Annotated in this window: 13 protein-coding genes; 9 read left to right on the forward strand and 4 right to left on the reverse strand. The window is 30.8% G+C overall.

Features of this window, described 5'->3' with window-relative positions:
• Positions 1 to 26: 26 nt before the first annotated feature.
• A complete protein-coding gene (locus IPK88_06465) occupies positions 27 to 1,103 on the reverse strand; it encodes a hypothetical protein (GenBank protein MBK8243047.1) in 1,077 nt (358 codons plus the stop codon).
• 1 nt (position 1,104) lies between these two features.
• Complete coding sequence (locus tag IPK88_06470) at positions 1,105 to 1,998, reverse strand: GNAT family N-acetyltransferase (protein ID MBK8243048.1); 894 nt, start codon at positions 1,996 to 1,998, stop codon at positions 1,105 to 1,107.
• A 128-nt stretch (positions 1,999 to 2,126) separates the two neighbouring features.
• Between IPK88_06470 and IPK88_06475 the strand changes: the two genes are divergently transcribed.
• From IPK88_06475 to IPK88_06510, 8 genes are read left to right on the forward strand one after another with little or no spacing between them, the layout of a single operon-like run.
• Positions 2,127 to 3,545, forward strand: coding sequence for an oligosaccharide flippase family protein (locus IPK88_06475; GenBank protein ID MBK8243049.1), 1,419 nt, complete (start codon positions 2,127 to 2,129; stop codon positions 3,543 to 3,545).
• Positions 3,542 to 5,179 carry a hypothetical protein gene (locus IPK88_06480; protein MBK8243050.1) on the forward strand — a complete coding sequence of 546 codons (1,638 nt, stop codon included), beginning with the start codon at positions 3,542 to 3,544 and terminating at the stop codon, positions 5,177 to 5,179. The genes IPK88_06475 and IPK88_06480 overlap by 4 nt, the downstream gene beginning before the upstream one ends.
• Positions 5,166 to 6,320: a glycosyltransferase gene (locus IPK88_06485; protein MBK8243051.1), complete on the forward strand. Its 1,155-nt coding sequence runs from the start codon at positions 5,166 to 5,168 to the stop codon at positions 6,318 to 6,320. Before IPK88_06480 ends, IPK88_06485 begins: the two co-directional genes overlap by 14 nt.
• Positions 6,301 to 7,467: a glycosyltransferase gene (locus IPK88_06490; GenBank protein ID MBK8243052.1), complete on the forward strand. Its 1,167-nt coding sequence runs from the start codon at positions 6,301 to 6,303 to the stop codon at positions 7,465 to 7,467. The genes IPK88_06485 and IPK88_06490 overlap by 20 nt, the downstream gene beginning before the upstream one ends.
• A gap of 54 nt (positions 7,468 to 7,521) precedes the next feature.
• Positions 7,522 to 8,673, forward strand: coding sequence for an aminotransferase class I/II-fold pyridoxal phosphate-dependent enzyme (locus IPK88_06495; protein ID MBK8243053.1), 1,152 nt, complete (start codon positions 7,522 to 7,524; stop codon positions 8,671 to 8,673).
• 5 nt (positions 8,674 to 8,678) lie between these two features.
• On the forward strand, positions 8,679 to 11,549 hold the full coding sequence (locus tag IPK88_06500) for an outer membrane beta-barrel protein (protein MBK8243054.1): 2,871 nt from the start codon (positions 8,679 to 8,681) through the stop codon (positions 11,547 to 11,549).
• Between the two features lie 10 nt (positions 11,550 to 11,559).
• On the forward strand, positions 11,560 to 12,306 hold the full coding sequence (locus IPK88_06505) for a GLPGLI family protein (protein MBK8243055.1): 747 nt from the start codon (positions 11,560 to 11,562) through the stop codon (positions 12,304 to 12,306).
• Between the two features lie 55 nt (positions 12,307 to 12,361).
• Entirely contained in the window at positions 12,362 to 12,943 is a 582-nt protein-coding gene (locus IPK88_06510; protein ID MBK8243056.1) for a nitroreductase, read from the forward strand.
• Here the strand turns inward: IPK88_06510 and IPK88_06515 are convergent.
• The gene (locus IPK88_06515) at positions 12,933 to 13,436 is read right to left on the reverse strand and encodes a DUF4442 domain-containing protein (protein MBK8243057.1); all 504 of its coding nucleotides are present in this window, start codon (positions 13,434 to 13,436) and stop codon (positions 12,933 to 12,935) included. The two genes, IPK88_06510 and IPK88_06515, sit on opposite strands and share 11 nt — an antisense overlap.
• A gap of 14 nt (positions 13,437 to 13,450) precedes the next feature.
• Entirely contained in the window at positions 13,451 to 14,638 is a 1,188-nt protein-coding gene (locus IPK88_06520; GenBank protein ID MBK8243058.1) for an MFS transporter, read from the reverse strand.
• 464 nt (positions 14,639 to 15,102) lie between these two features.
• Here IPK88_06520 and IPK88_06525 point away from each other — a divergent pair, with 464 nt between their 5' ends.
• On the forward strand, positions 15,103 to 15,768 hold the full coding sequence (locus IPK88_06525) for a hypothetical protein (GenBank protein ID MBK8243059.1): 666 nt from the start codon (positions 15,103 to 15,105) through the stop codon (positions 15,766 to 15,768).
• Positions 15,769 to 15,799: the final 31 nt, after the last annotated feature.

Raw genomic sequence — 15,799 nt, forward strand, 5'->3', positions numbered from 1 at the left:
TTGAAATCATTAAGGTAAAATGTAGTCTATTCAATTATTTTTTTTATTTGGTAGCAAGCATCAAGAAAAAATTTATTAGTCCAGTTGACATATCTGAATGGAAAATAGCTTCCATAAATGGGAAGTGAAGCAGGAAATGCACCATTTAATTCAATATTTTTTGATTTGATTTGCCAGGACATTAATTCTTCAAAAAGGAAGAGCGCTGTTTTTTTAAAGACACCATTTTGATTAATTTGAAATGCTTTAGCATAAATGCTACAGAATTGTGCCTGACCTGTTACACATTTAAAGGAATGAGATGATTGCCATTCAGCATTATATTTCCCAGCCAGGCCATTTTCATGTTCAATGATTTGAGCTAAAACTTCAAGGGATTGCAAACAGTACTCTAGAATATCTTGGCGTTTCATGAGTAGGGCACATTCCATAAAACCTTCAATTGTATATGCAATGGTATGAGTTAGATAAAAGTTATCATTCGGTTGGAAGCCAGAATGGATAAAACTATAATTTGAAGTTTTGTTTTTCCAAAAATGATCTAATGATTTTTCTAATTTTATGACATCATTATCGTTTGAAGGGATTAATAACATAGGCCAAAGTGCTCTTGTATAATAGCTTGGGAGGAAGGAATCAACATAAAGGCCATGTTGCCATATGCCATTTTTATCCATCATTTTAATCAGCCAATTTCTAGCCAGATTAAAGCCAGTCATGTATTTTTCTTCCTTCGTTTTTTGGTAACATTGCATTAAACCAAAAAGTATTTGAGCGGTATTAAATACACTAGGTTTTATTTGATTCACTCCTGAGTAAAAATAGCCTTCATGAGATTGATTGGTAAGTAAAGCATTTCCAGTTTTAATACCAATAGTGCCATCTATGTGTTCATTTTTGAAATTGAATTCTAGAAAATTTTCAATGATGTATCCACTTGTTTCCGGATAGGGCTTATTCCACGCTATCATCCTTGGTAAGAACATCCATCTGCTATGCGAAAATCCAGTTTCATGGCATTTATTAAATGCATGAATTAACCAAGACTTAGCTAGATCTTCAGCAAGTTGAATGGAATGTTCATTGATGATTAAACGTTTCAAATTAATATTTTGAAATGAGTTTAAAAAACAAATGTTGGTTACTAATAATATTGCAATAAGCTAAATTCTTACTTCCAAAAGATTTAAATACTTGCTCTAAATGTGGAACTATAGATCCATCAAAATTAAAATGGCAGTTTTGGAGTTTGGCTAATTTAATGCCCTCCCAAATTAATACAGCATTTGAACCCCTTGATTTAATATCTTGATTATTGATATTCAACCAATAATACCAAACATCCCCACTCTTAATTAAGAAGGCAATAGATACGAGTTCATTTTCTTTTTTAGCAATAAATAGTTTTATTAACCCTAAAGGTTTTAAAGCATCAAATACAAGTTCTAATAATTCATAGCTTAAACCTTCTCTATGATAATAGGAATTTACGGTTATGAAAGATTTTACTTCTTCTAGGGTTCCATTAAGCTCAATAGCTAAATTTTTTTCACCATAAAGTATATGGTTTCTTGTTGCAGATTCCATATTGTTCCAACATTGTTCAATTGGAATGGATTGATTAATAAAGCAGGTAGTGTAATAATAAGCTTTTGTATGTTTGTCTAGAAATGGGCTAACAATATTAAGTGTAGGTAAACATTTGATTTGGAATCGATTATATTTTTTTAATTGTTGCTTCAATTCATTTATTAAATGGACTTCTTTCGCATAAACAGAATATTCATTTGAATTATCATCGATATGATTTATGGAAATATTATAAGGCGTGAACTTGGGACATTTTAAATAACTTAAAAAGCCAAATTGCTTTTGTTCAAATCCAGCTATGAGTTTACTTCCCTTATAACTTAATTCAATGAAAAGAGATGAATTTGGTTTTGAAACCAAATTAAACCAATCTTGATTTAAAAAAACCTCAGTATGCTGATTAATCATTAAAACAAATAATTAATATTTCTTCAAAAATAGAATACTTTTGATAGTTATTTCGAATTTTACAGTTTATTTTATACATCGTGACCAGAAATAATATTATAATGTAAAATCTTTGTATTCCAGATCAAATGAATCGGTATTTTAATCTTATCAATAATACTTTTAAATGGCAATTTTTTGCAACTATATACATTACTATTTTACAAGTAGTAACATTAATTTTATTAGGAAGATATCTGGATAACACTGCTTTAGGATCATTTGCTGTTTTTCAAATGATCTTTAGAATGGCACTTGCTATTTTCGACCCCGGGATGTTTTTTTCCGTTGTTCAAAAACACGAAGTAACTTCAAAATTATTGAAGTTGTTGACCAGACATCAGCTCTTATATTTATTTATTTGTATCATAATATTGTGTTTTTCTATTATTATTTTTAAAATAAATTATATTAGTAATATCATTCTAATTGCTTTCTCGTTTCTAATATTATTCCTCATAGGTATTGGCTCTTATACTCAACAGGTGCTTATTTTAAAGGATAAACAAAAAGATATAGCTATTATTCAAATGCTAGCTTATTCTATAGAATTAGTCGTTCTCCTTATTCTACTTAGGTATTATAGCCCAGTTTATTGTTTTTCATTTTCGATTATTATTCGTTTTTTTGTCATGTACCTCATCAATTATTTATATGGAATAACATTACCGGATAGCACAAATGGCAATCAAATAGATTTTGATAGTCATATTCATTCAAGTCGATTTAATTTATACAACCAAGTTTTGAGTTTTATTCAAGGTCATTATGATACAGCTTTTATTATATTGATGTTTGGATTATCCATTTTAGGTCCATATAATCTCGCCATTGAATTTAGTTTTATTTTATTTTCAAAAGTGAACCCACTTTTTAATAAATCTATCTTTCCTGTAATTGCTAAGGCAAAGAAGGAGCATCAAGTACCTGATTCAATGATGGCCAGACAATTTATTAATTTTATTTGTGTAATCATTCCCTTGTATGTAATACTTTATGTGAATTCCAATTCAATTTTAACTTGGGCATATTTAGAAAAGGGTTCTGAAATATATTATTATTCTTCATTTATTTTATTTGTAGCACTAATTAAAGCTTTTAATAATATTTTATTTACCTATCTATTGGCATCCGGAGCTACGAAATCAATTTTTTATTGGAATACTGGAATATTGTTGATTAATTATTCCATTTGTTTTATATTATATTGGAATCAATGGTCTATGGATCATTTTCTCTATTTTAGTGTTGCATATAGTTTTGTTGTTTTATTGTTTCTTATGATTCAAACATCCTATCACTTTCCGTTATTTTTTGATGAAGTAAAATCAAATGGGTTCATGGCTTTTTTGATGTTGTTATTTTTGGTCTTAAGTTTATTAGGACTTCAAATGCTTTTGCACAATCCAATAATTTTACTCATATTAAGTATATTAGTTTATGTTTTATTATTTTTAATTTTGGATCGCAAGCGTTTGTTTAATTTGCTGAATTTAAAAATAGTATGATGGCACACATTTTTGGAATTAATAAGTGTCATTTTGCATTTTCAACAGAATTTTTGCAATACCAGCAACATGTTGATGAATTGAAAAGTGACAACAATTACTCCAAGCATTTTAAAACAGGTTTTTCTGATAGTCCTTTTTTAAGATCCAAAAGTATAGAGGGAACTCAGTTTTATTTACTTGGTAACCCAATACTTTATACGGATTTTGATACTATTTGGGATACAATCATACCGGCCGATCTTTCTAATGGTTCTAAATCTTGGTATGAGTTATTTCGACATCTCAATGGCATTTCTGCCGTGTTGACAGTATCAGCACAAAAAGTTTGTATCATTACAGACCCATTGGGATTTTTTCCATTTTATCTATATCAATACGAAGAATTATGGTGCTGGTCATCTAATCTTCAAAATATTATTGCAATTCCAGAAGTAGATATTAAGTATAATGAAGTTGCTATTTTTAATTATGTACATAATGGCCATTTCTTAGATAACGAAACTTGGTATCATCATATTGGTAGATTACCAGCTGCAAGTATTTGTACTTTAGATTTCATTACTAAACAAATTAATATAAATCGTTATTGGTCATGGAATGAATGGACGAAGACTAACGCGTTGATTAACGAATCTAGAGAGACCTATTTTTCTTTACTTGAAAAAAGCATTACTAATTTGTCCATCCAATCACAAAACATTGGCCTTAGTTTAAGTGGTGGACTTGATAGTAGAATTATTGCTTTCATTTCAAAGAAATATTTTGATTTTCATACGTTTACATTTTCTACCAATGAAAGTATTGATTTAACTATAGCAAAAAAAGTTTCTAAGGAATTGAATTGTCAGCTTATACATTTTGAATTGGAATATGATAATTGGTTAGAAGATAGACTATTTGCATTCCTGCAATGTAATGGTATGGTACCAATCAACCATTTTCATGAAGGGAATATATACAAGGAACTTAAAGAGAAGTTTGATATTATTATGACCGGATTTTTTGGTGGTGGGATTTATGCGAATACTGATCAGGTCAATACAAGGATAAACAAGAATATTTCAAGTCAATTTTTTTATAGTTATAATGATAGACACCACACAGGTGATTCATTTTATAATTTCAATTCAATAGATCCTTATATAATTGATCAAAAAATCAGAAACCTAGCCGGATTGCATGTATATAATCTAAGTCATTGTTTTAAAGTGGGGATTCCCTTTTATAATTTAGATTGGTTAAAGTATAATTATAGTATTGATGAAACACAACAAGCTAATCATCAATTTTATTTGAGCACCATAAATCAATTCCTAAGTAGGCCTTTAAGAATGCTTAAATGGCAAAAAACGGGAATTGCACCTTATTACCAAAGACTGAATTCATTTTTTTTAAAAATAAAAATCCCAGAAGTACTCAATTGGGTCTATCAAAAACTAGGAAGGAGTAGACAATTTTATAATTACACAAAACTTGAACATACAGTTGATTTATTAATAGATAAATATGCCGTTCAATACATATCATTATTAGTTGGTTATAAACCTAAAAATTTAAACGAAAAATTTAATTTGTTGTCGGTTTATTTATGGTTGTCAAGAGAAAAGTTGAAGTCACATGACCCAGTTTAAAGTATTGCATTTTTTGGATTATTTTCTACCTGAGACCATGAATTGGTTGGAAAAATTATTGCAATCCAGTGCAGATCAATGTCAGCATATACTTTGTTTTAAATATTTTGATCCTAAAATAAATGTATCTTTTGAACGAATTCCCTTTATTGGTATTAAAGCAGAAACTCCCTTGACATTTGGTAATAAATTGTTGAGTAAAGTTCAAATCCTGATTTTTTCAAATAAGATTGTTCAATATATTCAAAATAATGATATTGATTTATTGCATTTTCATTTTGGAAATGTAGCTGTTGAATTTGAATCAATAATTTTGTCAAAAATTAAACCGTCCATTATTTCTTTATATGGTTACGATTATGAATATTTAGTGTATCGCAAACCAGAAACAAAAAATCTATATAGCAAATTTGCTGAGTATGGTGCTCATTATATTGTCGAAGGACATTTTAGTCAGCAATTATTATTATCTTATCAAATCCCTAAGGGAAAGATCCATATCCTTCAAATGATTTTTAATAGAACTGGAGTAGATTCTTCGAATCATTTTGGACGACCAATCCGACTTATTCAGGTTGCAACTTATACTGAGAAGAAGGGCCAGCTAATATTACTTCAAGCCTTGCTTTTGTGTAAAAATAGAAATCAATTTATTCTGGAATTTTATGGAGAAATTGGGAATCTGAGATACTATAATGAGTTAGTGAATTTTATTAACACCCATGCTTTACATAATGTGAAATTAAATAAAAAATTAACGGTTGATGATTATTTGATTACCTTAGGTCAAGCGCATATTGCTGTCAATTTAAGTATGAGAAGCTCAGTGATGGATACGGAAGGAGGATGCCCTGTTTTTTTAAAGGATGCATTGGTATTAGGGAAGCCTATTTTTACTACTTATCATTGTGATATTCCTGACATTGGAGTTAATGATTATAATGGTTGGTTGATTAGAGAAGGTGATGTCCAAGAAGCTGTTTCTAAATTGGAATTGATTGCGCATTTATCCATAAATGAATATCTACAATACTCATATCATGCCAAGGAAAGCGTAACTTGCAAATTGAATATAAATTTAACTGGAAACAAACTTATAGATATTTATAATCGATTATTAGATGCGAATCGTTTTATTTAATCCATTTTATTTACCTATTCGCAATCCACGTACTTTAAGGATTCGCAGAATAATTCAATCTTTAAAGGCGAATTATTCCATAATATTATTTTGCTCAAAAAATTGTTCTTCAAAGGATCAAACAGAATCATTGGTTTCACGGGTTGGCATTAAAATATTTGTTCAACAAAATTTAAGTAATTCTCCAATATTATCTAGAATAGTAAGGGTTTTAAAAAAATTTATTTGGCCTGATTCATATGTTTTTCATAATTTATCTATAGCCAATTCATATTGGCTAAGATATTCTAAACCATTAGATGTTGTTATAACCATTTCACAACCCTTTTCAACCCATTTAATTGGATTATTATTAAAACTTAAAAATCCAAAAATATGTTGGATTGCAGATATTGGTGATAATTATTCAGAGAATCCTACAAATTCTTTATATCCTTTATTTAAACCATTGATGAAATATTATGAAAAGCGCATTTTAACAAAATCTGATTTTATTGTTTTTAACTCAGAGTTTATAAAGGCCTATTATCTTTCCAAATACTTGTTAGATTCAAACAAAATTAATATCATCCCGAATGGATCTGCTATAGATTTTGCACATTTTTATAAGTTACATTCCGATCATTTAATCCTTAGTTATATCGGAAATACCTATGAACCTGTTCGCAATGGAGTGAGAGAATTGGGTTTATTATTACAAGCATTATCCATGAGTGGAATGGATTTGGAAAAAATTGAAATTTGGTTAGTGGGTAAGCAATGTGAAACATTAATTGCGTTTGTTCAACAGATGAAATGGGTTAAAATTGTTTACTGTGATTCTGAATCAGAACTTTTAACAATTTATCAAAAAACAAATATATTATTAAATTTTGCCAATATCAATTACCCGGGTCTTCCGAGTAAATTGGATGAGTATAAACAGTCAGGATTACCTATTATTAATTTTTATATTGGATCAGATGATCCAGCCATAAATTATTTAGGAAATGAGGAACACACACTGCATTATAAGCTTGAAAATCAGGAACCGTCTATGCTGATTTCATTTATTGAGAAATATAGAAATTTTCATTTTAAGCAAGTTGGTTTAGAAGATGGAATTGATACTTTATGGTTAGAGCTGATCAAGAAAACAAATCAATAATTTATACGTTATATAGTACTGTTCTAAATTATTAATTCCTGAAGCTTTTTTGTTTTGAATATAAATTCCAAATTACCAGACGTAGGAACATCTATTTTCGCAAAGATGTCGCTTTTAGCTAATGAATTTCATGCTATAAATTTAGCACAAGGTTTTCCGGATTTTAATCCTCCTGATGAATTGCTCGATTATTTATCTGAGGGTGTACAATTGGGCATGAATCAGTATGCCCCTATGCCGGGATACGTCCCACTTCGGCATGAATTGTCAAAAAGGCTCAAGCGGGATTACGGTTTTCAGGCAAACCCGGATAGCGAAATTACAGTAACTGCCGGTGCAACTCAAGCGATTTACACAATTATAAGTACTTTTGTTGGAGTTGGTGACAAGGTGCTCCTATTTGAACCAGCATATGATTCTTATGGTCCAGCTGTAATTGTCAATGGAGGGATTCCCATTTATCTAAAATTGAGCCTTCCCCATTTTGAAATTCCATGGACAGATCTTGAACGGACACTGAAAGAACAACAGATCAAGTTGATGATTGTCAACAACCCTCATAATCCAGCAGGAACGACCTTAACAAAAGATGACCTAGAAAGAATGGACAAACTGACAAAGGCATATGATTGTTTAATTATTTGGGATGAGGTTTATGATATGTTAGTTTTCGATGGTGCAAAGCATAATAGTGCTTTGGAAATAGCCTCTCTAATGGAACACAGTGTAGTGGTATATTCATTGGGAAAAACCTTACATAATACAGGTTGGAAAGTAGGATATACTGTTGCAAAAGAAAGTATTTCGAAAGAAATTAGAAAACTTCACCAATTTACAGTTTTCTCTGTAAATACCCCTGCACAATACGCTATCGCCCGATTCTTAGAAAACCATGAATCATTTTTTAATACACTTCATACATTTTATGAAGCCAAGAGGGATTTGTTTATTCAGTTGTTGAAGACATCATTGTTTGATTTTTTACCTTGTAAAGGAAGTTATTTTGCCTTAGCCAAGTATCATAAAATTTCTGAACTTTCGGATATGGAAATGGCTCATCAAATGGTTAAGGATTATGGTGTTGCTGTGATTCCCATATCAGCTTTTTACCATGATGGATTTGATCCTAAAATATTGCGTTTTTGTTTTGCAAAGAAGGATGAAACATTAATTCAGGCAGCTAATAAATTATTGAATATAAAATAACAACTATGAAATTGTTGGTACGAAATCAGAAACCATTTGCTTATATTTATAAATATTCCTTGCTATTTTTTTTATTTATATGCGTGGATGTATCATTTGGTCAATCCTATTCTATTCAGGGTCATATTATCGATAGTACCAACCAAAATTTAAGTCTGGCCTCGGTATTATTACTTGATCCTCAAGATAGCAGTCTCATAGAATTTACCAGAGCTGATGATAAGGGTTTTTTCAATTTGAAGAAAATTGCACCTAGATCCTATCTTTTAAAAATTACTTATGTTGGATATTTACCCTATGAAAAAAAGATATTAATTCAAGATGCAAATATTAATTTAGATCGCATTATTTTAAAACCCATTTCTAAGGAATTATTTGAGGTAGTCATCAGAGCTGCAAAAGCTCCAATGAGTATACGGGGAGACACTATAGAGTATGATGCTTCCACATTCAAAGTGCCTACTGGTTCTACTCTTGAAGATTTATTACGAAAATTACCCGGAATTGAAGTGGGTCAGGATGGAGCCTTAACTTCAGAAGGAAAAAACATTACAAAAGTAACAGTTGAAGGAAAGCGATTTTTTGATGGAGATCCTAAATCAGCTACTAAAAATTTACCAGCCGAAGGTATTTCCAAAGTTCAGGTGTTTAATAATGTCACAGAAGAAGAAAAGCTTACAGGACTCAAATCAAATTCAAATGAAAAGGCAATGAATATTGCTTTGAAAGATGAATTTAAAAAAGGAGGATTTGGAAAAATATCAGGTGGACTGGGCACTGAATCAACTGCAGAACTGAAGGGGAATTATAATAAGTTTGATTCTAAAACGCAATTAGCCATTGTAGCATCAGGAACAAATACCGGAAGGAATGGACTATCCTGGAATGATTATCAGGACTTCAAAGGAAGCAATTCTTTTAATTGGGATGACAATGATGATTTTGGATTTGGCTCTAATGGTATGAGGTATTATTATTCGAATTCAGGTGATGATGAAGACAACTTAGAAACTAATTTTTTTAGTAATTATGATAATGGCTTTCCTAAGAAAATTTCTTCAGGATTGAATTATAATTACGAAAAGAAAAAGACTAAAATTAGCAGCATGTATTTTTACAATAATAATCAATTATTGTCTGAAGTATATCGAAATGTACAATTTCTCTACCCCATGGATTCTTATAATACCTTAGACACTTCAGTCAATGAAAATAAAAAAGCTTATCATACTGCTGAGATTAGAATTGAACAAGAGATCGATTCCTTGCAAAAAATAATTATTAAAAGTACCATCAACACGGGCCAAGTAAAAAATGAACTTGATGGTTTGTATCAGAATTTCAATGTAGATCATTTATTATCTAATGATTTGGATTTAAATTCTGATTATACCAATAAAATTACTACATGGCAAAACACATTAATATTTAGGAAAAAATTCCGGAAGGCCGGTAGGAGTTTTGCACTCAGTGGTGCTTATATATTAAATACCAGCAATAGAAATGCCAATCAGATATCTGTGAATAATTTTTATGGTATACAATTTCCTTTAGTAGATTCAACGGCATTATTAAATCAAAACAATTCAACAAAAAATATTAAGAACCAATTCAAAGGCAGTGCTTTATATACGGAACCATTGAGCAAACGGTTTTATAGTCAGACCTTTTACAATTTTAGTCAACGAAATGCTGATTATACTCGAAATGTGTTTGATATAGAAAATGGTAACTCCAATTATAATGATTATTACAGTAAAGCTTATGACAACAAAGTTCTTTTAAATCGCCTTGGAACGTCTATCAAATATTCTTTCCAAGGATTAAATATGTCTTTAGGATGTGCCATTCAGAATTATAACTTAAGTGGTAACTATACGACTTTTGTAAACGAAGATACGACTTATATAATTGACAATAAATTTATTAGCCTAATACCGAATTTTAGTTTTGGTAAGGATATGAAGGGAAATAAAAGTATTAATTTTTCCTACACGGTAAATACCAGAGAACCAACATCTAATGAATTACTTAATGTCATTGATAATTCAAATCCTACTTCTATTCGAATTGGAAATCCAGATTTACTTCCAGAAAACAGACATGACATTAATATTAATTATCGGAAGTTTAATCCAGGAACGTTTATCAATTTTTATGGAGGATTAAGTTACAATTATGTAGATAATGCCATAATACAATCCAGGACCATAGATGATTATTATATCTCTACATCCATGCCCATTAATCATTCCGGCGCTCAGCGATTTAATGGGAATTTGGGATATGGCTTTCCGATTGTAAAAAATAAATTCACGATCAACATGTCGGGTAGTTATAACTATTCAAAGAGTTTTGCAGTTATCAATACCTTGTTGGACCATACCAATACCAATAGTGTAAATGGTTCGCTGAGAATAAATGTAACACCTGAAGATAGATTTTCTTGGTTTTTAAATGGTTCATTAAATAAGTCATACACTACTTATGAAATCAATGAATCTCAAAATCAAAAACTTCAAACTGTTACATTTGGATCTGAATTGAATTATAAATTTATTTGGAATTTGTTTTTTAATTCGTCTTTTACTTACAATCACTATCAGAATTCTTATAATGATTTTAATTCCAATATCCCAATATTAAACCTTTCGATATATAAAATATTTCTCAAAAATAATAAAGGTGAATTACGGATTAGCGCTTATGATCTCTTAGATCGCAGTAAAGGAATTAGTCAGTATGCGACAACCAATAGCATAGTCCAAACGGAAACCATCAATTTATCAAGATATTTTTTATTGAGTTTTACCTATAATATGCGCGGTATAAAAACAAATTTTGCAAAAAACAATCGAGGTTATTATGGTGGATAAACATATTAGAATGAAAACATTTATTTTTTTGTTGACCTTGTTATTCCTACCTCAGATGATTTTGGCCCAATTTAGTCAGGGTAAAATTATTTATGAAAGAACCAGCTATTGGTCTAAGATAGCTCAGCGATTACCCTATTTATCCCAAGAGGAAAAAGATAGAAGTTTATTGACAAATGGAAGTAAAGAGGGTTGGAAGAGTAATTATATTTTGAATTTTGATTCTACCGCCAGTATTTTAAAAAAACAAGTCAAAAGTGGTTCTGAAAGTGCTTTTGGTTATAGCTGGAGGGAAGAAGATTATTTAATTTATAGAAATTTTAAGGATTCCAAAAAAGTGGATTGGATTGAATTATTAGGAAAGACTTATCTCATCGAAGAGGATTATGTTCGACCCAAATGGAAAATCCTTAATGAGATTAAAGAAGTTGCCGGATTTGTTTGTATGAAAGCCGAAAGTGTTGATACCATTAAATCTCAAAAGATTGTTGCATGGTTCACAGATGCAATACCCGTTTCTTCTGGCCCCGAACAGTTTTACGGTTTACCGGGGATGATTTTGGAAATTAATAAGAATGATGGAGATGTTGTTATTGTAGCAACAAATATTGAATTCAATATCCCGAATCAAGTTGTTAAGTTGCCTAAATTAAAAGGTAAAAAAGTGACTTCTCCATATTTTTTAGACTTAGTTAAAGCATATATTCAAGAAAGTATTAAGGCACAACGAAATCCATACTGGACCATTGATTATTAACCTATCATGGACGCTTTGGATCCTTAAGATTAATATTTATAAAACCACAACAATAATGAATAATACATTTAAAATAATTTCTGAAATCATAAGAAACAGAAGATCTATATCTCCACAATTTTATAAGGCTGGTAAAATTCCAGATGAATTACTCATGAGTATTTTGGAAAGTGCGAGGTGGGCGCCTACACATAAGAAAACACAACCTTGGAGATTTGTGGTCATAAGAAATGATGCACGGAACACCTTAAGTCATTTGATGTCTGAGCATTATAAGAATACGACAACTAGTGAATTATACACGGATATTAAATATCAAAAAGCTGGTGAAAAACCATTACAAAGTGATACCGTTATAGCCATTTGTATACACAGAAGTCCGGATACCCTTTTACCTGAATGGGAGGAAACTGCCGCACTCGGATGTTCGGTTCAAAATATGTGGTTGGCCGCATCAGCAGCTGGATTGGGTGCATATTGGAGTACCCCAAATGTGATACATCATTTGGATACTTTTTTGGATTTAGCCTCAAACGAACATTGTCTGGGATTATTTTATATGGGATGGAAATCTGAAGTTGAAATTCCGGATTCTACCCGGATGGAACTGGATCAAATAGTGAGATTCATGAATTAACAGGATTCAGTTTGGATTTTAATTTGAAGGACCAGGATATATTAAATTGTGCTACAAACTCTTGTTGTTCATTATAACCTTTGGATACAAGAGTAACGATTTTGGACGGATTGACATCATTAAGACTTGCAATCATTTGCTGAATGACTTCGCCTTGATCACAGATAAAAGTAATTTTTTGATTCGCTTTTTTGTAATACTCTGCCTTTAAATCAATTACCAACATGGACACTGAATGATTTCCTTGAATGGCCAACATACAAAGAGCCCCTGTGGATAGTTCGGCTGCGCCAGCTAATGCTGCGAAATATATGGATTTAAACGGATTTTGAGTTCTCCAATGATAAGGAATAGTAGTGGAACATGAATCGAGTGTCAATGATTTTATTTTAATACCCCAAAAGATTAGTGTAGGTAATTTAAACAGCATTGCCCACCAGAAAAGCAACCGATGATTCATAATCCGAATGAATTGTAATTGTTTTTTATTCATGGTATGAATTCCTTTTATTGATTTATGGGATCATGATCTATTTTTGGATGCATGCTTATGAAATATATGATAACGCAAAATGCACCTATAGCTGAAATAATAAAAGAAACAGAAGCATTGCAAGAGTACCAGATGAGTCCTGCGAAACTACTTGATATCAATGCAGCAATACTTTGCAATCCGGAAAAACTTCCAAGCGCATTGGCCATGTCTGCTTTAGATGCTTGAAGACTTAAAAGTGCTTTAGAAATTCCTTCTGTTGCTGCTGCATAAATACCATATAGTACAAATAAAAAAACATACCATAAATAATTTCCTTCGAAAGCCATTCCAAGATATACCATAACAAAAAGGCTCAGACCAAACAAATAGGTATTTCGTAGTCCAATTTTATCTGCTAATATCCCAATAGGATAGCTAAATAGAGCGTAAATAAAATTATAGAAAATATATATTCCAATAATCCAACTATCTTCAAGACCTGATTGCTTTGCTTTTAAAAGTAAGAAAATATCCGAACTATTGAATACAGTAAATGCTAAAAATCCAATACTCCACTTGCGATATTCTATAGAACTTGTTTTCCAATAACTGAAAATTGAAAAAAAAGAAATAGGCTGTGTTAGATTGGGTTTGGTTTTAACTTTTTCTTTTAAAAGCAGAGAAGCAATCAGTGCGATGATGCCAGGAAATAATGCCAGAATAAACAACATCTTGTATTGTTGCGGATAGAAATACAAATAAACAAGCGCCATTGCTGGACCTAACATAGCACCGAAAGTATCCATAGAACGATGAAATCCAAAGACAGTGGCTTTGGTTTCAGGGGTTGATTCTTCAGCTAAAATGGCATCGCGGGCCCCCGTTCTAATTCCCTTACCCAAGCGATCTAATGTTCTAACAAAAAAAATCCATATGGGAAAAGTAAAAACGGCCAGCATTGGTTTAGAAAATGCACTTAACGCATATCCAACTTGTACGAAAGGAACACGACGACCAAGTCGATCTGAATGTTTGCCAAAATAAGATTTACTTAATCCGGCAGTCGCTTCAGCAAGCCCTTCCAACAAGCCAATAAGAACAATAGAAAACCCAATACTTTTAAGATAGATGGGCATAATCGGATACAACATTTCACTGGCCATATCAGTGAAAAGACTGACTAAAGATAAAATCCAGACTGTGCGAGTAATGACTTTCAATACATCATTTTCAATGGTGAATAATGGTATGCAATGTATAACTTTTTGAGTTGATGTAAATGATATTTTTTTAATTTAACCAATGCTAACTTAGACTTTTGATACAAAAGAATTACGGAAATATCTAACAATTTGATTGTAGTATGGATTATTTAAAAAAGTGTCATATTAAAATTTGAATTGATTTATGATTTTTAAAATTCATTAGAACCGTGAATTTCACATTTTCGAAAAACCAATTTAAAAGGACTTGTCAGAAATTATTTCTTAGTCGTAATCAACATTTCTATGCTAGTTAAAGCTATAAAGTAGCAGAATAATAGAATAGCTCTTATTTTCAGTGATGTAAAAGAAAAATAATCCAAATGCTCTAAATTATTTAAAACAACAATCCGATTCTTCTAGTAAAATAATTATATTAGGGTTACTCAAGCTCTATTTTTGCCTTAACAAAATTTATTAAAATGAGAACTTATAACTTTTTCTTATTCTTATTTATTCTACTCCTTATAAATGCTTGCATTAAAGATGAAAGTGAAGGGTACACCGGAAACAAGCTTCCCTATGGCGATAAGACCAAAACAAAAATAGAAGGAGTAGTTATAGAATACGGCACTAGAAAACCATTAGCAAATGTGATGGTATTTTTAGATGAATCCCATTCAGCACCTTTTTCAGGAGGAGGAACATATTATCCTATCGATACCACATTTACAGATGCAGAAGGAAAGTTTGTTTATGATTTTATACATATACCTAATAGTGATAAGCTTAAATGGGATTATCAGGTAAGAACACAACCCTATTTATATTATCCAGGTGAATATGGAATGGAGTCCGGATATCAGTACAAAAATAAGGAGCTCATCGTTGAGCCTTATTCATTCATCAAGGCTCATATTAAGAATGTGAATCCATTTGATGATGAGGATTATATTTTTGTTTTTGCGGGAGGAGATGGAGATGGATTTAAAGGAAAAAATTTAGATATAGTTGATATTTTTAAAACAAGTGGAAATCAAAAAATTAAGATTTTTTATAGAGTACATAAGAATCAAATGATTTCAGAAAAATCTGATAGCATTTATATTAAAGGGCACGACACTATAAATGTGGAAATATTATATTGAATTAATATAAAATTTATGTGATGAGCAAACA

The sequence above is a fragment of the Candidatus Defluviibacterium haderslevense genome (assembly GCA_016712225.1).
GTDB lineage: Bacteria > Bacteroidota > Bacteroidia > Chitinophagales > Saprospiraceae > Vicinibacter > Vicinibacter haderslevensis.